Source organism: Bradyrhizobium sp. 142 (assembly GCF_023074015.1).
In the GTDB taxonomy this organism is placed as follows: Bacteria; Pseudomonadota; Alphaproteobacteria; order Rhizobiales; family Xanthobacteraceae; genus Bradyrhizobium.
Window position 1 is genome coordinate 16,080 of record NZ_JADPKQ010000120.1, and the last position, 18,878, is coordinate 34,957.

Consider the following 18,878-nt stretch of genomic DNA (forward strand, 5'->3'; position numbering starts at 1 on the left):
GCCGCGATCCTTACTTCAGGGCGTCTTTCATCTCTTGGACAGTGATCTTCTTGCGAGCTTCGTTGGCGTTAATGCAGTCGGCCGTGTTCCCGCGTTCGCCTGGGTTATCGCGGCACGCCTTGAGCGCTGCCTGAAGCTCATCCCGATGATTGAAGAACCAGCTGACGGTCTTCGTCGGCTGTGCGTTGTCGGAATCGTTGCAGCCGGTAAGAGCAGCCGCAACAGCGATCGCCAGAATAGATGCCTTCATTGTCATTGTAGGGCCGCCTTCATTTCATCGACCAGTTGGCGCTGCTTTTCTTGCTTCCGTTGTCCGTCCATGTCGGTGCGGGCCTGCTGGATCATCGCAAGACCCTGCATCCGGAGCACATCGTTCTGCAGCAGCGCCTGTTCGGCTTGCAGCCGCGCCGACAGATCGAGTGTCTCCTTGACATCGGTCGCCGAGCTGATGCGCGTTCTCAGTTCTTCGAGCGCATCGATGCGCTGCGAGGCGGTATCATAGACCGCCTGGCCCATCGAGTGCTTGACGCCGGTCTGCCGCGCGACGCGGTCGAGCTCGCTCTGGTAATACGAATTGCCGCTGTTGGCGGTATACGCGCGGTTTTGCGAAAGATAGTGGTTCATCGCATCGGCGAAGTTGCCGCTACCCTGCCCCGCAACGAGACGTTCGATGTCAGAGAATTGTTGAGGCAGTACTTTCCGGATCTGCGGCGTGTTCAGGAGCGCGCCGATGTCGTTGGCGTTGGTCCGCTTATTGAAACTGTCATAGAGCTGCTTAGCCTGGTTCAATTGATCCTGCGCCACCCTGAGCTGGGACGTCAGGGTGTCGACCTGCTTCTTCAGCTCCGTCAGTTGCTCGAATTGCCGCGCATAGACGCTGGGATCGAATACAATCTCAGCTCTCGCAGGTGATGCCATTAGGAGCGTCAGGACTGAGGCGGACGTGAGTATCGTCCGGATACGCTGAGCCGTCATCGGATTGTCCTCTGTTCAGCATGAAATACCGGCAGCCATTGTGCCGGATCGTCTCCGACGTTCGCTCGAACGCGGTCGAGCAGTTCGACGGTTTCCGTCCGTCCGGACAACACGGCGAGCGCATCGTCGAAGCCGCCGAGATCAAGTTCCGCCACCACCGAGTTGTGGCCTTGCTTGACCAGGAACCGCCGGCTTTCGGGCGCGAGCTCCTCCTTGATCAGACGGAATTCAGTGTCGGTCAGATGGAAGCCGTCGACATAGTCCGTGCGCGTTCCCCTTGCATTCGGCAGGAAGAGTTGCGTCGGGCATTGCTCGACAATGGTGTGTGCGATCGGAGAGGCCAGCGCGTCGCGCGGCGATTGCGTGCTGAACACCATGACGCCGTTCTGCTTGCGGATGGTCTTCAGCTTGTTGTTGGCAAGATCCCGAAATGCCTCGTCGCCAAGCGCCTTCCAGAATTCGTCGATATCGATGATCAGGCGCCTGCCGTCGATCAGACGTTCCACGCGGTGGAACAGATACATCATGAGCGGTGTGCGAACGGCGGGATGATCCAGCAGATCGGTCATGTCGAAGCCGATCAACCGGGCTTCTAGCCCGATGGCGTCTTGCTCGTCATCCAGCACCCAGCCGTAGGGAGCGCCCCGGCACCATCGCTCCAACCGTGCGCCGATCCCTTCGCGATCCTGCTGGCCGAGAAAAGCCCGCAGCGCCCCGAATGAGCGTTCCGCCTGCCGAAGCTGGGCAAGGGCTCGCAATCCGGAATCGATCCGCTCCTCCTCGATCGCGGTCAGCGGACGGTTGTCTGGCGTGACGAGCTTCCGGACCAGTTCGCCGAGGAAGGAAAGATTGGCTGGCGTCAGCTCCAGCGCCTTGAGCGGCGCACAACCGGTCGCAACGCCATTGTGGAGCGTCAGATAGGTGCCGCCGGCGGCACGGATGAAAATTTCGGCGCCGCGGTCCTTGTCGAAAAAGACGTAAGTGGCGCCGAGCCGCTCAGCCTGCGATAGGAGGAAGTTCTGCACCACCGTCTTGCCCGAACCGGAGGGGCCGCAGATGAAGGTATTGCCGAGGTCGCCGTGATGGAACGAGAAATAGAACGGTGAGCCGGAGGCGGTCTTGAGCATCGCAACCGCCGGCCCCCAATGGTTGCCGGCAGGCTGCCCTATGGGATAGGTGTGGAACGGGGCGAATGCCGCGAAATTGCGCGAACTGATCGCCCCAGTTCGTGCCCGATATTTGAACAGCCCAGGGAGCTGCGCCCAATAGGCCGCTTCAAGGCCTAGATCTTCGCGCGCCACCACGGCGCCCGCGTCGGCCAGTGCGCGCCGCGCCACGCTCATCTGATCCTGCAACTGCGAAGGTGTCTCGGCGTAGATCAGCAGCGAGAGATGATGGTCCCCAAACGCGAATCGATTGGACTCAAGATCGTCGAGCGCGTCACCGAGCTCGTCGATCTGCGAGGCCGCCGGATCCTGAGCCGAGACCAGCTGGTTCTGCTTGCGCGTCAGGACTGTCTTGGCGTCCGCTTTGGACAGGAACGCGAAGGATTGCGTTAGGATAAGTTCGAAAGGCGCGGAAAGTAGCGCGTTCAGCAGGCCCGGCCTGGTGGACGCCGGATATTCCTTGAGCCCAAACATGCCAGCGAAGCGCGATCCGCCCGCGCTGCGGATTTCAATGGCTTCTCGACCGAAGATGACGCGGTTTGAATAGAGCGCAGGACCGATCGGCCCTCGCGGCAATGGCACGGGCATCCACTCGCCGGAGGCGACGGCGTGGAGCAATTCCATTGCCTCCGAGAACACGATGCCGTTGCGCTCGGCCAATCCGAGAGCATGAGCGCCGTAACGCTCCAATGCCGCGACCATATCCCGCCTGGCATCGTTGAGCCGCTTCAAGGCGTCGCTGTCGACCTCGAGGGAAGCCGCAGCGCTCCGGCCCAGCCGTTTGAAGAACGCCGCTGCGGCGTCAGCGGTGGCGCGGCCGGGATGCCAAACCAGCGTCAGATAGAGATCGTTGCGAAATAGCGCTGCCTTGCGAAGCTGGTCGCGATATTGTGCGTCGAGCGAAGCTGAAAATGTCGATCGGAACGCACCGTCCGGATAGTCTGACGTTCGGCGCCGTACCAGATGGGTCCAGAGCGCCAGCCGCGGATCCGCAACATTGCGCAGGGTGAGGTTCAGCTTTGTGTGCAGGTCGTTCAGGTCCGCCGTCTCGGCGGTCTCGAACGAGGTACCGTCGAGCCGAATCACCGTGAGCAGCGCTCGCGTGGTGAGACTGATTACCGTGTCGGTGACATGCCGGCCGAACGGCAGGTAGATTTCGGGCCCGATCTCCCGGTTTTTAAGCGCTGCGCTACGCATAGCCAAGATCTCGTGCTCGATATCGCCGAACAAGTCTCAGCGGCGTGCAGGACGATCCGCCCCAGAAGGACGCGTTGCGCGAGCGTCCCCGGGTTTCGATCCAGGCGAGGAGAATCCGGAACATGTTAGGGTCATGCCGACAGATGATGCGGCAAAGCCCATGGATCGGAATTGCGACCAGACCGTAGATGATGCTCCCGGCCGCCAGGAACAGGATGCAGGAAAACATCACGTTGAGCGCCATGGCTTCCATGGTGACGCCGGCAATCATGGCCGGACGCGTGCAGGCGAGGAACAAGGTGTCCTCTGTGAGACGCGTGGCCTCATTCATCAACGACCTCCGGTCAAGGTCGAGACCACCTCGGAGGCGCCGAACGTGATGGCGACACCGAGCACGACATAGGCGGCCTTGCGCAGATCGAGATAGCCGAACATCCAGGCGATACCGACGATGATGACCGCTAGCGTCGCCAGCAGCCGTGCGACGTTGCCGGTTAGCATGTTGACGATGTTCTGCAGCACGCCCTCGATGTTCGCGGTCTGCGCGAGCGCAGGCTCGACCAAGGCGATGCTGAGGACGGCTCCCATGCAAAAGAGTGCAGCGGAGTGTTTAAGAGGAGAAGTCATGACACGGCTCCGATTGGCAGTGCAGCCGGACCAGCCCGGACCGCGGTGTTGAGTTGAGACAAAGCAAAAGAGGTCCTCATCGTTCATAGACAAAGGCTGACGTGCCAACGCCCGAGCGATAGACGTCCCAGTTCGGACGCTCCCTGACGGAGGGAGCTGGCGTGTTGATTGTCGGCGTGACGCCGGTCGAAATGCCCGCATCGGCCGGCGGGGTACGGGGCTCGGGCGTTATTCGGGGAGCGTTGGTCGCGAAGCTCGCGACGACCCTGGCAATGGCCTGATCGCGGCCCGAGGCGGTCGCGTTTGCCGCTTGCAATCGAACCTTGAACAATCTCCCAAGGCCCGCGATGTGCTTGCAGGCGTCGAAGGTCGTGGTAGCCGTCAACCCGGCTTGCTTTGTTTCCTCGCCATCAAGCTGAGCGAGTCCGGCACGGACCTGCTGGCCGGTAGCGATGGCCTCGGTCGCGAGCTGGATCGCTTCGTCGCGATCACTTGCCTGAATCGGAACTGGTGTGCGCGCCTGCACTGTGATGAGCAGCGGCTCGAACGAACTCGCTCGCCGCACAATCGCCGTCAGCGGCCGTACCAAGTCCGGCGTCGGGGCGCACTGTTCGACCAGAGCTGCGAATGCAGCTGGATCCATTGCAGAAAGCCTTTCGCTATTGTCAGGAGCTGGAGACGCGACGCTATGCCGCGAGCGCCGTGCTTGACGGAACATCAATTGCCGGCTTCGAAGTCTTGCCGGCTGCTCGGATGGCCCCGAGGGCGTCATCGGTGACTGGCAACAGTCCTGCGACGGCCCTGGTGGTTCCGATTTGACGCGGTGTGCCGAGGCGATCGAGATGCCATCCCGCTCGGCGCAGGATGCGCTCCATGCGCAGATCAGTGACGGTTGCGATGGCCTGCAGGTCGCACTGCTGGCCCCATTCGATCATTGCCGCAAAAAGCAGGAAGGTCGCTTCCCGCAAGCCGTTCTCAGCTGTCGCCGCGACGTTCTTGGTATCAACGCAAAAACGCGAGCTCTCCCAGATATTGGCTGCTCTGGGCGCCGCGTGGCCATCCAGCAACACTGGGAACGTATCCGCCAGCATGTTGGGCCCAGTGGTCGGCAGCAGGCGAACACAACCGACAACCTCGCGCCGCTCGACCAACAAGAGATAAGTCGGCTTCAATGTGTCGTACTGATCGATCTCCAATCCGCCCGCGACAGAGACGTCCCAGTCGAGCCGCTCCTTGAACACGCGTCCTCGCAGACGATGCATTCCCATTGTCAGTTCAGAGTCGCGCAGGAGCGCCATACGCGTGCGCACAATGACCTTCATTCTTGACCTCTCGCTTACGAATCACAGCTTCGAGATCAAGAGAGCAGGCGCGGTCACGGCGTTGCGCTGTCAGTTCTGACAGGGCGTTTTGGAATCGTTCTTGCCGCAAAGCTGCCGCAAGGCGGCAATACACGCCCCACACGCAGCGCGCGAATGTTGCGTGATTGTCGCTTTTGGGAACCAGAATAGTTCTAAAGGGGGTGCGATGAAAGAAGTCAAAAGAGCATGCGATGAATTTGTCGATTGTCTCCACTCTGCCCATACGGAAGATGATTTTCGGCGCGTCGCGGAACGAACTGCGCATGCATTGGGCTTTCGCTGGTTCGCCTACTTTGGCCACCGCGCTAATGGTCCCAAACTGATCTCATCCTATCCGAAGAGTTGGACCAGCCACTATTTTCGGGAAGGATACGACAACATCGATCCCGTTCTTCAGGATCCGCGAAACGCAAGCCGGATGTTCCTGTGGGATGGACGTGAGGCGCGAAGCGCAAAGTCGGCGAAAGAACGCCGTCTGTTTGATGATGCGCTCAGCTTCAAGATCAGGACCGGTCTGACGGTTCGCATTCCCGCAAGCCAAAACCAGTTCGCGGCGTTTACGCTGGCGGTGGACGACCGCAGCCTTGGACTCGATCGTTTCATCGAGACCTCACAAGACATGTTAGTAACGGTGGGCCTCAACTTCCATGCCCATGTGGGTGCCAAGATCGGACGCACGTCATCGGGCGGCGGGATGGGAGACCCACTAACCCAGCGCGAGCGGCAGTGTCTCGCGTGGATCTCTGACGGCAAGACGATGCAGGATATTGCGGAGCTTCTGAACGTCACGCCGCGAGGCGTGAAGTTTCATCTGGACAATGCCAGGCGAAATCTTGCCGCACTAACCCTTCCACACGCTGTGGCCCTCGCGCTTCGGCAGGGATTGCTCCCATAATACGCAGAGCGGCCGTCCAACTCGCCAAAAACCACGCAAGAGCGTTCCCGGTTGGTCCAAAAAGGTGGTGACGTCTTTCATAGCGTCATTGTTGGTCCGAGCCGTGAATGCTCAAACCGGTGCCGTGTCGGCCGTACTGACCGCTAGGCCATTTCCGGAGCACCTACCGAGGGGCTGTTTCGGTAAGGCAGAGAATAATTGTCCCCGCCTCTGCTCATTGAGCTTTGGCGGACCGCTGACGATGCCGTCAGGTGTGGGATGCCAGCATTGCACTGCCGTTCCTGGAGCGGCTACGGCCGCCTACGTTTTCCGTCGCCGGCATTTTTCATATTGCAAGTGTGTATTGGGGCCCTGCTTCCGATTGTCGCGTACATCCCGATCGCCTGCGATACCTTGCTACTGAGCGCAACCGCGGTGCCGTCACCGGCGTCCGGCCGCGGCGCAGCGACGCTTAGACCGGATTGATCGGTGGGCGACCGCCTAGCACCGCCGCAACATTATCGAGTGCCGCAAAGCCCATGGCGTTCCGGGCGTCCACCGTGGCACTCGCAACGTGCGGCGATAGAAATACGTTCGGCAGCTCGGCAAAGCGGGTATCGAAGTCCGGCTCCTTGCGGTAGACGTCGAGGCCTGCTGCAAATAGATGGCCGGATTTAAGCGCATCGATCAAGGCATCTTCGTCAACCAGCGACCCGCGCGCCGCATTCACGAACACCGCGCCGCGGGGAAGAAGACTGAATGCCTGGCGCGTCATCAGCGTGCCGAGCCCTCCAGGTATGTGCAGAGTGAGTATGTCGCAGCGCGGCAACATGTCGTTGAGCTCTGCGACGAATTCAGCGCCCTGCTCAACGTCGGCGGGCGCCGGCGATCGATCATTGTAGAGAATACGCATCTTGAAGGCTTGCGCGCGCCGGGCAACGGCCCGGCCGATGCGACCAAAGCCGACGATCCCAAGGGTTTGCCCATTGACCCTTTTTCCGAGCATGTCCGGCATGCCGAAAGATTTGCGCCAGCCAGCGCGCATGATCTGTTCGTATTCGGGGGCCCGCCGGCAGGCCGCAAGTATCAACATGAATGCAAAATCTGCCGTGCATTCCGTGAGGGAGTCGGGTGCGTTTGTCACGACGATTCCGCGGGCGCGGGCCGCGTCCACGTCCATGTGATCGACGCCGGCACTCGGATTAGCAATGATGCGGACGCTATCAGGCAGGGCCGCTATGTCGTTTGCCTGCAAGGCCGCCTTCTTTCCGGGTATGATGGCTTGGCTGCCCTGGGCGCGGGCTGCGGCAATAACGGCTGTGGCGTCCATGTCGTGGTCGGTGACGATTGCGTTGAACTCGCGGACGGCCCGGTCGGCGACGGCTTCGGGCACGCGCCGGGCAACAAGAAGTTTCGGCGCATCGGTTGTCAAAGTCATTCCGTTTTCCATTTCGCTGATTAGCCCGTGCATGGTGCGATTGCTCATAATTCTATCCGGTGCAAACGCCCCAGGAGCAGTGAATAGGAGAGCGCTCCGAGCAGGCTCATGATTCCGACGAAATTGAGCGCCCAGTAGAACGAACCCGAAAACTTGAGGATGTAACCGATCACGAGCGGCGTCGTCACGCCGGCGACATTTGCCGCGAGGCTGGTGATCCCACTCGTCAAGCCGATGAACTGCTTCGGCGCAATCTCGGATACAGCCGTCCAGGACGACGACCCGACGCCCTGGGCAAAGAATGTCAAGGTAAGAATGGCGATGATCAACTCGTCAGAAGTGACCGTGTTGACCAGCACGATCGAGGCACCGAGGAGCGTGCCGATAATCAGCGGCGATTTTCGGGCGATCGACATGCTAGTGCCGCGGCGGATGAAGAAGTCCGATACGGCTCCGGCTGCGAGGATGCCGGCCGTGGCGCCGAGAAACGGAATAGCCTGGAAAATGCCTACCTTGAGCATCGTCATCTGGCGATCCTCGATCAAGAAGGTCATGAACCACGTCGAGAAGAAGACCAGCACGGTGTTGTTGCAATATTTCCCCAGGCAGATCGCGATCACTTGCCTCTGCGACAGAAGCTTGAGCAGCGCTCGCCAATCGAAATCCGTGCGTTCTTTGTTATTGATGAGTCCTCCGCCGGACTCGATCTGCTGGAGCTCCTCCGCGCTGACGCGCTTGCACGCGCGAGGGTCCTGATAAATGAAGTACCAGGCTGTGCCGAGCACGATTCCGGCAATCCCCGTTGTGAAGAACACAGAGCGCCATCCGAAGTCGAGGGCTATCCAAAGCAGCCCACCTGCGAACAACGGTGTTCCGAGGTATTGGCCGGCCACATAGATGCTGGTCGCGAGGCCGCGCTCCCTCATCGGAAACCACATCGTGACTGCGCGTGCATTGGCAGGAAAGGCGGGCGACTCAAGGGCACCAATCGCAAGGCGCGACCCGATCAGCATATTGAAGCCATTCGCAAATCCCTGAACCATCGTTGCCATCGACCACGCCACGAGCGCAAAGGCATAGGTGATGCGCGATCCGAACAGATCGACGAGATATCCACCGGGCACCAGCGCAATCGCATAGGTCAGGCCGAAGGCGGCAAATATCTGCCCCATCTGCGCCTTGTCCAGATTGAGCTCCTTGCTCAGGAACGGGGCCGCCACACCGAGATTGGTTCGGTCGACAAAATTGACCAGCGTTGCAAGCAGGATGAAGGAGAGCATCGTATATCGGACAGGAATTCGCCATGAGCGTGGACGTGAAGGCGCTGCGCGGACATTGGTGACATTTAGTTGCATTTCCTTGTCCCTTTCGTTTTTTGACTCAATTGTTTCACCACTCGCTAAATGGCCGCTCTTCAAGCCGCCATCGCGACTGAATACCCCCACCAGCATTCAATGCGCCCACGGTCCCGCGTTCGCCCGAAAGAGGCGTCGCGGGCGCTGATTGTTGGCCGCCAAAGAGACGGCAGATGTCGTGGTTCGATCCGAAAGAGCCGCCGCAGGTGTTCGGTCGGCGACGCTGTCGGCCGGGCTCGCATCTTCAGAATTCAAGTTTGCGACAGCTCGATCATCGTACTAGAACGATGATCGGATCAACCTTGATAATGTGAATCAACTATGGGGAAGTGGCTAACACGCGCGGAAGCCTTGCGAGAGCTCGGCGTGCGACTGCAAACACTCTATGCGTATGCGAGCCGAGGCCAGATCAGGGTTTCCAGCGATCCCAGCAATCCGAGACGAAGTCTTTATCGAATGGAGGACATCGCGAGCCTGGTCGCGAAGCGTAACCGTGGTCGACGACCGGAAGCCATTGCGGCTGGGACCATCTGGCTCGGGGAACCGATCATCACAACCGCTATTTCGACAATTCATCGCGGCCGCTTGTACTATCGCGGCCGCGACGCGATCCAGTTATCGAAAACTGCGACGTTGGAGGAAGCCGCGGCGGTGTTGTGGGGGTCTCCCGTGACACCACGGTTTGAAACCATCCGCCTTGGTTCGGCAGGACGCTCGCGGATGAGAGCCCGGGCCTTCAATGCAATTGCGGACGCAGCAGCGGGCGGTGCTCCAACTTTGGGCTTGGCCTCCAGCGTTTTGAGCGAGGAGGCCGCGAGCCTGGTGGGGCGGTTGGTATCTGCGTTTGGCGCCACTCAGGGCGACGATCCTGTGCACGTTCGCTTGGCGAAGGGATGGAAGTTGGAGCCCGCAGCCTTTGATCTCGTCAGGCGCGCTCTGGTTCTGTTGGCTGATCAGGAACTAACCAATTCGGTATTTGCCGCGCGTGTCGCGGCCTCGACGGGAGCGTGCCTCGGAGCCTGTGTGCTCGCCGGGTTGGCTGCAACCTCCGGCCCGTTGCATGGTGGCGCATCAATTCGGGTTCAGGGTCTCTTGAAGGAGATCGATCGCACGAGCGCTGACGAGGTCATTCAACGTCATCTGGAATCGGGATGGCCGATTCCCGGTTTCGGGCATTACATGTACCCGGATGGAGACCCACGTGCGTCTTCGCTTCTCGGAGCATTTGAACCACGGGCACGCCTTAAGCGAACGATTGCCAAGGTCAGCGCCAGTACAGGTCTGGCTCCCACGATCGATCTCGCGCTTGCCACGTTGGCAGATCGCTACAATTTGCCCGATGATGCGCCGTTCTCACTTTTTGTGATTGGCCGGAGCCTTGGCTGGCTTGCACACAGCATCGAGCAGGTGCTTGCAAATCCGGGCGCCATGATACGTCCGCGCGCACGATATGTGGGCACGCCATTGCAATGATTGACTACCAAAAATGCGCGCCGGCAGCAATTGACCATACGGTGGTCGAGTACTGGTCACGGATGACTCCTGTCCAGGAATAAGGGGACGTACTGCCGGGCGGCTCCTCCCTGCCGGTCGGTCACGCTCTACCGCAAGCAAGCGCTTGCGACCGGAGTCGCGAAACGTCTCCGCCCTTCGGGTGACGATCGTTGCCGCTCACTCTTTCTGCCTGATCCGCGTTTCGTCCGGAACGCCTGAAGCACGCACCGTGATGGGGTTCGGCGGGGCGAGACTACCCGCGCTTTATGTGAACATAGCTCAGGAATGAAATCGAGATGTCTCCCCACGTCCTCGGCAGTGCAGTTGCTGCGCCGAAACGAGTGCCTGAACACAGACTCATATCAGGGCTTATGCCAAAAGGGGATACCATGCACGAAGTCATCGAATGGACGATAGTGTCGCGATGCAGCGTCCGCTTGGTACGGCGAACAGCTTTCATTGACACCGGACAAAAGGACCGCGTTCGTTTTCGCTGTCAGCCCGAGTAGCAACAATCCTACGGACGAACGATGTGCACGGTGGTGCACCATGCTTCCGGTGAGGGACCAGCCCCGCTCTCGAATGGGCTTTCCTTGGTTCAGGTACGGCCTTCCACGATCAACCCGCAAGGGGTTCGCTACGCAAGCGTGCGACCTCTTCGGCTTCGCCTCTCGAGGTGACCGCAGCCGCCCCCGAACACGTCGGCGCCTGTCGAGCGGGGATGGTCCCCGCTGCAAGATGGGAGCCTTCAATGTCGCACAATCTCACTCTCGCTCAGAACCACGCCTTCGATCTGGCTCGCACGCTCATGGTGCCGGTCATTCTTTTCCAGGTTGACGAAGAGTTCGGCGTGATGGTCTCCAGCGAGTACGACGGCGATCAAGACGCCATCGTTCATGAGTACGACCCCTGGACCCCGGCTCATTGAGCCGGGTGACCGGCTGCCGCTGGCGCCATGCCGGCTGCAAGGGAGGCTTCGCCGCGCCTGACGATGCGACGACTGACCGTTGGTCAGCGCGCCCTTGCATTCGGCAGGCTTCGCGGCCGGTCGGGGATGTTCCGCAAGGCGAGGAACAAGAGAGACCAACAGAAGAAGGGGCGGACCCGCCTGCGCGAGTCCGGTGCAAGCAAATGGACAAGAGAGAAATCGAAGAGCTGCGCCAAAAGGTTGGCTGCGCGGCCCTGCTGGAGAAAGACGGTTGGAAGATCGACGTTAAGGAAAGCACCCGACGCGCGATCAAGTATCGCCGCGATAGCAGTATCATTATCGTCATCCACGAAGGTCGCGGCTGGTTCGACCCATTGTCGCCGGCGAAAGGGGACGTATTTTCGCTCGCCGAACATCTTGGATCTGTCGGTTTCTCTGACGCATGCGACCATGTTGCGGAGGCGGTTGGCTTCCTTCCCAGCACGCCTGCGTGGCAGCGTCCGGCAAGGCCCAAGGCGCTTGGGCCTATTGCTGAGCGGTGGAGACATCGGGTCAAGCCGCGCCGGGGCTCGCAAGCCTGGCACTATCTCACGGATGAACGCGGGCTGCCGGCCGAGATCGTGAAGCAGGCAATCATCTGCGATCGTTTGCGTGAGGGGCCAAAGGGCAGCATGTGGGCGGCACACAGCGATTCTGCTGGAGCACTCACGGGCTGGGAGGAGCGCGGGCCGGCATGGCGCGGCTTCGCCAGTGACGGCGCCAAGGAGCTGTTTCGCTTCGGACCGGCCAGGTCCGAGCGGATTTGCGTCACTGAGGCGGCCATCGATGCCATGAGCCTTGCCGCGATCGAGATCCACCGCTCCGACACCCTCTATGTCAGCACCGGAGGCGGCTGGTCGCCGGCGACCGATGAAGCCATCCGCGGCTTGGCCAAGCGCCCCAACGCCCGGCTTGTGGCAGCAACCGATAACAATCGACAGGGTGACGTCTACGCTGATCGCGTTCGTGCCATCGCCGCGGAAGCGGGCGTGCACTATGTGCGATCGCGCCCGTGCGCCGGCGACTGGAATGAGGATCTGACGGGGCTGGCGAAGAGATTGAAGAACTGCTGAGCAAAGTCGATGCCGGAGGCACGCCCGATGCGCGGGCCCGCGCGGGTCACGCGACGTCAAGGCGCCACATGATCGCAATGGCGGGGCTTGCACCTGAGCGATGCGACGGGGAAGTCCGAATAAGAGGGAGAAAATAGGAAGAGGTAAATCGCTGCCGCATGCCCGGCCGGCGCGTCAAGGGTGAAGCTTCGCCCGCGTTCCGCGGCCCTTGACCCGCCGGACCTTCGATGCGGCCGCCGAGGAGGTGTGATGAAGGACTGAAGTGACGAAGAGATCACGCCGATCGCTCGCGCTTCAGTCCGGCCAGGCCAAGAGGAGCCGCCGATGCACACCTCACCCACTATCCGTAAAGTCTTCGAAGGCGTCGCGACGCGCCCCGAGATGTACCGCATGTTCAACCGCCATCGCGACGATCCGGCGATGGCCGAAGGCGACGCCGCCCACCTCTTCGCTGGCGAATGGTTCGAGCTCGCCGAGCGCGAACACGACTACATGCTCGAGATCCTGCCGCCACTTTGGATGCGAGGCGACATGTTCGCAATGCGTGAATTCATGACGGCAAGCGTGACAAGCGTTTTCCTGTCGCTGTCGATTGACGGCCAAATGCGCTGGTTCCACGGCTACTGCGACCTATCGGACAGAGCGTCGCCGGAGCGGCTGAAGGCCGCGATCGTCGCGCGCGAGTCTCGTCCTGTCCGCGCGATGACGCGTGAAGAGCGGCTCGAGCACATCTGGTCGAGCACGCACGACGACTACCGCGGCTATGCCGGCGAGCGCTGGCCCGCGGCCGTGCGCGGCCGCCGCACCGTGCTCGTCTACGCCGGCCAGCATGGCACCGCGCTGAAGCTGCTGGACGACCTCACTGAAAGGGAGATCGCGGCGAAACTGCCGGTGCAGCTCCGCCACCTGCCGGAAGCGGTCGCGGCTTAGCCTGGCCGTGCCCCCGCCCTCCTCGACCTTGCCCGGCGCCTGCGTTGGGATTCGCAATTTCAGCACACAGCTTCCCGCGGCTCTCCCGTCAATCCCGCAAGACCTTGCCGTCCGCCGCAGCCGCGGCGGCGGCGCGGTCGCGCGCACCCAGCAGAAGGACATTTCCAATGGCGCAGGACGACCTTTTCACGATCGACCTCTTCGGCAACACCACCCACTCGTCGGGCCTTGGCCTCGGCGTCACCGCCTTCGCCGCCGACTTGGACGGCAATGACCACGACCACGACCCGCCGCCGTCGGCGCCGGCCGCCGCCGGGCCGGCGCTCGCACCCGCGCGTCTGTGCGCGCCCAAGACGCGCACACGCGGCGACAACTTCCACCTCGCCAGCGAGCGCGGCCTGGCAAAGGGCTGGAAGCAGCGCGCCCGCGACAGTGTTGCCGCCATTCGGCTCGCCGCGCAGATCGAGGCGGAGCAGCGGCCCGCCTCGCCGGACGAGCAGTGGCAGTTGATGCGCTTCACGGGCTTCGGCGCCTCCGAGCTCGCCAACGGCGTCTTCCGCAGGCCAGGCGAATCCGAGTTCGCGCCGGGCTGGGGAGAGATCGGCGCCGACCTCGAGGACGCGGTCGACGACGCCGGCTACGCCTCGCTCGCGCGGTGCACCCAGTACGCCCACTTCACGCCTGAGTTCATTGTCCTCGCGATCTGGTCAGGCCTGCAGCGCCTCGGCTGGCGCGGCGGCCGCGTCCTCGAGCCCGGCATCGGCTCCGGGCTGTTTCCGGCGCTGATGCCGGAGGAACTACGCGAGACCTCCCACGTCACGGGCGTCGAGCTTGACCCCGTCACCGCACGCATCGCCCGGCTGCTGCAGCCGCGGGCGCGGATCGTCACAGGCGATTTCGCACGCACCGAGCTACCGGCGAGCTTTGACCTCGCCGTCGGCAATCCGCCGTTCTCGGACCGGACCGTGCGCTCGGATCGCGCGTACAGGTCGATGGGCCTGCGGCTGCACGACTATTTCATCGCCAGGGCGATCGACCTCCTGAAGCCCGGCGCCCTCGCCGCCTTCGTCACGAGCTCCGGCACGATGGACAAGGCGGACGCCTCGGCGCGGCAGCACATCGCCAAGTCGGCCGACCTGATCGCAGCCATTCGCCTGCCCGCGGGCAGCTTCCGCGCCAGCGCCGGCACGGACGTTGTCGTCGACATCCTGTTCTTCCGCAAGCGCAAGGTTGGCGACGCGGAAGGCGACCTGTCGTGGCTCGACCTCGACGAGCTTCGGCCGGCGGTGGAAGACGAGAGCGCGATCCGCGTGAACCGATGGTTCGCACAGCGCCCGGATTTCGTGCTCGGCGCGCACGCGCTCGCGTCCGGTCCTTTCGGCGAGGCCTACACCTGCCTGCTGCGCGAGGACGAGGATCTCGAAGCGATGCTCCAAGCCACGATCGGCCTCCTTCCGGAAGCCGTCTACGACGGCGAGCCGGAGGTGATTGATCCCGACCTGGAAGCGGCCAGCGATCCATCGCGCGGCGATTGGCCCGCCGATCGCCATGTGCGCGAGGGCAGCTACTTCTTCGACAAGGCCCACGGCTTGATGCAGGTCGTCGACGGCGAGCCCCTCGCGGTGAAAGCGCGCAAGGGCCGCAGCGCCGACGGCATCCCGGAAAAGCACGTGCGCATCATCCGGAGGCTGATTCCGGTCCGCGACGCCGTGCGCGAGGTGTTGAAGGCGCAGGAGCTCGACCGGCCGTGGAAGGACGCGCAGGTCAGGCTGCGCATCGCCTGGTCGAACTTCGTTCGGGACTTCGGCCCGATCAACTTCACGACGGTCTCGACTGCCGAGGACGAGGAGACCGGCGAGGTGCGCGAGACGCACCGCCGGCCGAACATCCAGCCCTTCCTTGACGACCCCGACTGCTGGCTGGTCGCCTCGATCGAGGACTACGACCTCGAGACCAACACCGCGAAACCCGGGCCGATCTTCACCGAGCGGGTGATCGCGCCGCCGGCGGCCCCGGAAATCACCAGCGCGGCCGACGCGCTCGCCGTCGTGCTCAATGAGCGCGGCCGCGTCGACATCGACCACATGGCCGAGCTGCTGCACCGGGACCGCGACGACGTCGTCGCCGAACTCGGCAGCGCCGTCTTTCGCGACCCCGCTGACGGCTCGTGGCAGACGGCCGACGCCTACCTCTCTGGCCACGTGCGGGACAAGATGAAGATTGCGGAGGCCGCTGCCGCGCTCGACCCTTCCTACGAGCCGAACCTTACGGCGTTGCAAGGCGTGCAGCCCGCAGACCTTAAGCCCTCCGACATCACCGCGCGTCTGGGCGCGCCGTGGATTCCGGCCGCCGATGTCGTCGCCTTCGTGAAGGAAACCATGGACGCCGAGATCAGGATCCACCACATGCCGGAGCTCGCCTCCTGGACGGTGGAGGCACGTCAGCTCGCTTGGATGGCGGCCGGCACGTCGGAGTGGGGCACCGATCGCAGGCACGCCGGCGAGCTTCTCGGCGACGCGCTGAACAGCCGCGTCCCGCAGATCTTCGACACGGTCAAGGACGGCGAGAGCGAGCGCCGCGTCCTCAATATCGTCGACACCGAAGCCGCCAAGACGAAGCTATCGAAGATCAAGGACGCGTTCCAGCGCTGGATCTGGTCGGATCCTGATCGTACCGACCGCCTTGCGCGCGTCTACAATGACCGCTTCAACAACATTGCGCCGAGAGCTTTCGACGGCTCGCACCTGAAGCTTCCGGGCGCCTCTGGCGCTTTCGTTCTTTATGGGCATCAGAAGCGCGGCATTTGGCGAATCGTCTCGGCCGGCTCGACCTACCTGGCGCACGCGGTGGGCGCCGGCAAGACCATGACGATGGCCGCCGCCGTCATGGAGCAGCGGCGGCTCGGCCTCATTGCCAAGGCGATGCTGGTCGTGCCCGGCCACTGCCTGGCGCAGGCCGCACGCGAGTTCCTGGCGCTCTATCCCAACGCCCGCATCCTCGTTGCCGACGAGACCAACTTCACCAAGGACAAGCGGCACCGCTTCCTGTCGCGCGCTGCGACCGCGACCTGGGACGCGATCATCATCACGCACAGCGCCTTCCGCTTCATCGCCGTGCCCTCAGCCTTCGAGCAGCAGATGATCCAGGACGAGCTGGAACTCTACGAGACCCTGCTGACCAAGGTCGAGAGCGACGACCGGGTCTCGCGCAAGCGGCTCGAACGGCTGAAGGAAGGCCTGAAGGAGCGGCTGGAATCGCTATCGACGCGCAAGGACGACCTGCTGACCATCTCCGAGATCGGCGTCGACCAGATCATCGTCGATGAGGCACAGGAGTTCAGGAAGCTCTCCTTCGCGACCAACATGTCGACCTTGAAGGGCGTCGACCCGAACGGTTCGCAGCGCGCCTGGGACCTCTACGTCAAGTCGCGCTTCATCGAGACGAAGAACCCGGGCCGCGCGCTCGTGCTCGCCTCCGGCACGCCGATCACCAACACGCTCGGCGAGATGTTCTCGGTCCAGCGTTACCTCGGCTACGCGGCGCTCTTCGAGCGCGGGCTGCACGAGTTCGACGCTTGGGCGAGTACATTCGGCGATGTCACGACCGAACTCGAGCTGCAGCCCTCCGGCAAATACAAGCCGGTGACGCGCTTCGCCACCTTCGTCAACGTGCCGGAGCTCATCGCCATGTTCCGCTCCTTCGCGGACGTGGTGATGCCGGAGGACCTACGCCAGTACGTGAAGGTGCCGGCGATCTCGACCGGCAAGCGCCAGATCCTCACCGCGAGGCCCTCCGCGGCATTCAAGCGTTACCAGACCCTGCTCGGCGAGCGCATCAAGGCAATCGAGGAGCGCGACCGCGCCCCGGAGCCCGGCGACGACATCCTGCTGTCGGTCATCACCGATGGCCGCCACGCGGCGATCGACTTGCGTCTCGTTGATCCGGATAGCGACAACGAGGCCGACAACAAGCTGAACATGCTTGTCGGCAATGCCTTTCGCATCTGGAACGAGACAGCCGAGAGCAGCTACACGCGCACGGATGGCAAGCCGTTCGAGTTGCCCGGCGCCGCGCAGATGATCTTCTCCGATCTCGGCACCATCAGCGTCGAGAAGAGCCGCGGCTTCTCCGCCTACCGCTGGATCGGCGACGAGCTGGTCCGCCTCGGCGTGCCACCGGGCGAGATCGCCTTCATGCAGAACTACAAGAAGTCGGAGGCAAAGCAGCGCCTGTTCGGCGACGGGCGCGCCGGCAAGGTCCGCTTCCTGATCGGCTCCTCCGACACGATGGGCACCGGCGTCAACGCGCAGCTTCGGCTGAAGGCATTGCACCACCTCGACGTGCCTTGGCTTCCGTCGCAGATCGAGCAGCGGGAGGGCCGCATCGTGCGGCAGGGCAACCAGCACGATGAGGTAGATATCTTCGCCTACGCGACTGAAGGCAGCCTCGATGCGCAGATGTGGCAGAACAACGAGCGCAAGGCCCGCTTCATCGCCGCCGCGCTCTCCGGCGACACCTCGATCCGTCGGCTCGAGGACATGGGAGAGAGCCAGGCCAACCAGTTCGCCATGGCGAAAGCCATCGCGTCGGGCGACCCGCGCTTGATGCAGAAAGCTGGCCTCGAGGCCGACATCGCGCGGCTCGAACGGCTACGGGCTGCGCACATTGACGATCAGCACGCGGTGCGGCGGCAGATGCGCGACGCCGATCGGGACATCGAGCTTTCCGTCCGTCGCATCGGCGAGATTGGCCGGGACATCGAGCATCGTATCCCGACCGCCGGTGACGGCTTCACCATGGAGGTGACCGGAACGCCGTACGCCGAGCGCAAGCTCGCTAGCCGCGCGCTGACGAAGGAGATCCTGACGCTGGTACAGCTTCAGCAGGAGGGCGAGATCGTCATCGCCTCGATCGGCGGCTTCGACGTCGCGTACAGCGGCGAGCGCATCGGTCGCGACGGCTACCGCTACACCACGATGCTGCTGCGAACGGGCGCCGAATACGAGATCGAGTTGCCGGTGACGGTCACGCCACTCGGCGCGGTCGCCCGTCTTGAGCACGCGCTGGCGGACTTCGAGGGCGAGCGCGAGCGCTACCGCCAGCGCCTCACTGAGGCTCGGCGACGGCTGGCGTCTTACGAGTCGCGCGACGGCGGCGAGTTCGCCTTCACTGGCGAGCTTGCCGAAAAGCGCAGGCAGTTGGCCGAGGTGGAGAAGGCCTTGGCGGAGGATAGCGATAGCGCCGGTGAGCTGACCGCGGCCGCATGAAAAAAGGGAGGAGAGAGGAAGGGAGAAGGCCCGCTCGCAGATCGGGCGGGCCACCGACGCTGGCGCTCAACCGCCGCCTGCGCGATCCCAGCCCGTCGTCCTGCGCAGGGCTTTGCCCCGCTGGGCCTGCCGGCCAGGGATGCTCGGCCGCAGT

At 62.8% G+C, this 18,878-nt stretch carries 15 protein-coding genes; 6 read left to right on the forward strand and 9 right to left on the reverse strand.

What is annotated here, in order from left to right:
* Positions 1–10 precede the first annotated feature (10 nt).
* From IVA82_RS12190 to IVA82_RS12220, 7 genes are all read right to left on the reverse strand, one after another.
* Positions 11–256: an EexN family lipoprotein gene (locus IVA82_RS12190; protein WP_247386382.1), complete on the reverse strand. Its 246-nt coding sequence runs from the start codon at positions 254–256 to the stop codon at positions 11–13.
* Positions 253–975 (reverse strand): P-type DNA transfer protein VirB5, encoded by a 723-nt coding sequence (gene virB5, locus IVA82_RS12195; protein ID WP_247386384.1) that lies wholly within the window; start codon positions 973–975, stop codon positions 253–255. The genes IVA82_RS12190 and virB5 overlap by 4 nt, the downstream gene beginning before the upstream one ends.
* Entirely contained in the window at positions 972–3,338 is a 2,367-nt protein-coding gene (locus tag IVA82_RS12200) for a VirB4 family type IV secretion/conjugal transfer ATPase (protein ID WP_247386385.1), read from the reverse strand. The genes virB5 and IVA82_RS12200 overlap by 4 nt, the downstream gene beginning before the upstream one ends.
* Positions 3,331–3,669: a type IV secretion system protein VirB3 gene (locus IVA82_RS12205; protein ID WP_247386387.1), complete on the reverse strand. Its 339-nt coding sequence runs from the start codon at positions 3,667–3,669 to the stop codon at positions 3,331–3,333. Before IVA82_RS12205 ends, IVA82_RS12200 begins: the two co-directional genes overlap by 8 nt.
* Positions 3,669–3,965 carry a TrbC/VirB2 family protein gene (locus IVA82_RS12210; RefSeq protein ID WP_247386389.1) on the reverse strand — a complete coding sequence of 99 codons (297 nt, stop codon included), beginning with the start codon at positions 3,963–3,965 and terminating at the stop codon, positions 3,669–3,671. The genes IVA82_RS12205 and IVA82_RS12210 overlap by 1 nt, the downstream gene beginning before the upstream one ends.
* A gap of 76 nt (positions 3,966–4,041) precedes the next feature.
* Positions 4,042–4,608 (reverse strand): type IV secretion protein, encoded by a 567-nt coding sequence (locus IVA82_RS12215; protein ID WP_247386391.1) that lies wholly within the window; start codon positions 4,606–4,608, stop codon positions 4,042–4,044.
* 43 nt (positions 4,609–4,651) lie between these two features.
* Positions 4,652–5,287: an acyl-homoserine-lactone synthase gene (locus tag IVA82_RS12220; RefSeq protein WP_247386404.1), complete on the reverse strand. Its 636-nt coding sequence runs from the start codon at positions 5,285–5,287 to the stop codon at positions 4,652–4,654.
* A gap of 205 nt (positions 5,288–5,492) precedes the next feature.
* Between IVA82_RS12220 and IVA82_RS12225 the strand changes: the two genes are divergently transcribed.
* Entirely contained in the window at positions 5,493–6,221 is a 729-nt protein-coding gene (locus IVA82_RS12225) for a LuxR family transcriptional regulator (protein WP_247386405.1), read from the forward strand.
* Between the two features lie 451 nt (positions 6,222–6,672).
* Here the strand turns inward: IVA82_RS12225 and IVA82_RS12230 are convergent, their stop codons facing one another.
* Both IVA82_RS12230 and IVA82_RS12235 read right to left on the reverse strand, forming a co-directional pair.
* Positions 6,673–7,686: a D-glycerate dehydrogenase gene (locus IVA82_RS12230; RefSeq protein WP_247386407.1), complete on the reverse strand. Its 1,014-nt coding sequence runs from the start codon at positions 7,684–7,686 to the stop codon at positions 6,673–6,675.
* Complete coding sequence (locus tag IVA82_RS12235; RefSeq protein WP_247386408.1) at positions 7,683–9,089, reverse strand: MFS transporter; 1,407 nt, start codon at positions 9,087–9,089, stop codon at positions 7,683–7,685. The genes IVA82_RS12230 and IVA82_RS12235 overlap by 4 nt, the downstream gene beginning before the upstream one ends.
* A 270-nt stretch (positions 9,090–9,359) precedes the next feature.
* Here IVA82_RS12235 and IVA82_RS12240 point away from each other — a divergent pair, with 270 nt between their 5' ends.
* From IVA82_RS12240 to IVA82_RS12260, 5 genes are all read left to right on the forward strand, one after another.
* Positions 9,360–10,466, forward strand: a complete 1,107-nt coding sequence (locus tag IVA82_RS12240; protein ID WP_247386410.1) for a citrate synthase — start codon at positions 9,360–9,362, stop codon at positions 10,464–10,466.
* A 772-nt stretch (positions 10,467–11,238) separates the two neighbouring features.
* Entirely contained in the window at positions 11,239–11,415 is a 177-nt protein-coding gene (locus IVA82_RS12245) for a hypothetical protein (RefSeq protein WP_247386411.1), read from the forward strand.
* A 203-nt stretch (positions 11,416–11,618) separates the two neighbouring features.
* A complete protein-coding gene (locus IVA82_RS12250) occupies positions 11,619–12,527 on the forward strand; it encodes a DUF3991 and toprim domain-containing protein (protein WP_247386455.1) in 909 nt (302 codons plus the stop codon).
* A gap of 324 nt (positions 12,528–12,851) precedes the next feature.
* On the forward strand, positions 12,852–13,457 hold the full coding sequence (locus IVA82_RS12255) for a DUF1419 domain-containing protein (protein WP_247386413.1): 606 nt from the start codon (positions 12,852–12,854) through the stop codon (positions 13,455–13,457).
* A 167-nt stretch (positions 13,458–13,624) separates the two neighbouring features.
* Positions 13,625–18,724 (forward strand): N-6 DNA methylase, encoded by a 5,100-nt coding sequence (locus IVA82_RS12260; protein ID WP_247386414.1) that lies wholly within the window; start codon positions 13,625–13,627, stop codon positions 18,722–18,724.
* Positions 18,725–18,878: the final 154 nt, after the last annotated feature.

Bases quoted from the DNA above. Each gene is read 5' to 3' on its own strand.
- IVA82_RS12190 (WP_247386382.1), bottom strand. From the start codon at position 256: ATGACAATGAAGGCATCTATTCTGGCGATCGCTGTTGCGGCTGCTCTT.
- virB5 (WP_247386384.1), bottom strand. From the start codon at position 975: ATGACGGCTCAGCGTATCCGGACGATACTCACGTCCGCCTCAGTCCTG.
- IVA82_RS12200 (WP_247386385.1), bottom strand. From the start codon at position 3,338: ATGCGTAGCGCAGCGCTTAAAAACCGGGAGATCGGGCCCGAAATCTAC.
- IVA82_RS12205 (WP_247386387.1), bottom strand. From the start codon at position 3,669: ATGAATGAGGCCACGCGTCTCACAGAGGACACCTTGTTCCTCGCCTGC.
- IVA82_RS12210 (WP_247386389.1), bottom strand. From the start codon at position 3,965: ATGACTTCTCCTCTTAAACACTCCGCTGCACTCTTTTGCATGGGAGCC.
- IVA82_RS12215 (WP_247386391.1), bottom strand. From the start codon at position 4,608: ATGGATCCAGCTGCATTCGCAGCTCTGGTCGAACAGTGCGCCCCGACG.
- IVA82_RS12220 (WP_247386404.1), bottom strand. From the start codon at position 5,287: ATGAAGGTCATTGTGCGCACGCGTATGGCGCTCCTGCGCGACTCTGAA.
- IVA82_RS12225 (WP_247386405.1), top strand. From the start codon at position 5,493: ATGAAAGAAGTCAAAAGAGCATGCGATGAATTTGTCGATTGTCTCCAC.
- IVA82_RS12230 (WP_247386407.1), bottom strand. From the start codon at position 7,686: ATGAGCAATCGCACCATGCACGGGCTAATCAGCGAAATGGAAAACGGA.
- IVA82_RS12235 (WP_247386408.1), bottom strand. From the start codon at position 9,089: ATGCTGGTGGGGGTATTCAGTCGCGATGGCGGCTTGAAGAGCGGCCAT.
- IVA82_RS12245 (WP_247386411.1), top strand. From the start codon at position 11,239: ATGTCGCACAATCTCACTCTCGCTCAGAACCACGCCTTCGATCTGGCT.
- IVA82_RS12250 (WP_247386455.1), top strand. From the start codon at position 11,619: ATGGACAAGAGAGAAATCGAAGAGCTGCGCCAAAAGGTTGGCTGCGCG.
- IVA82_RS12255 (WP_247386413.1), top strand. From the start codon at position 12,852: ATGCACACCTCACCCACTATCCGTAAAGTCTTCGAAGGCGTCGCGACG.
- IVA82_RS12260 (WP_247386414.1), top strand. From the start codon at position 13,625: ATGGCGCAGGACGACCTTTTCACGATCGACCTCTTCGGCAACACCACC.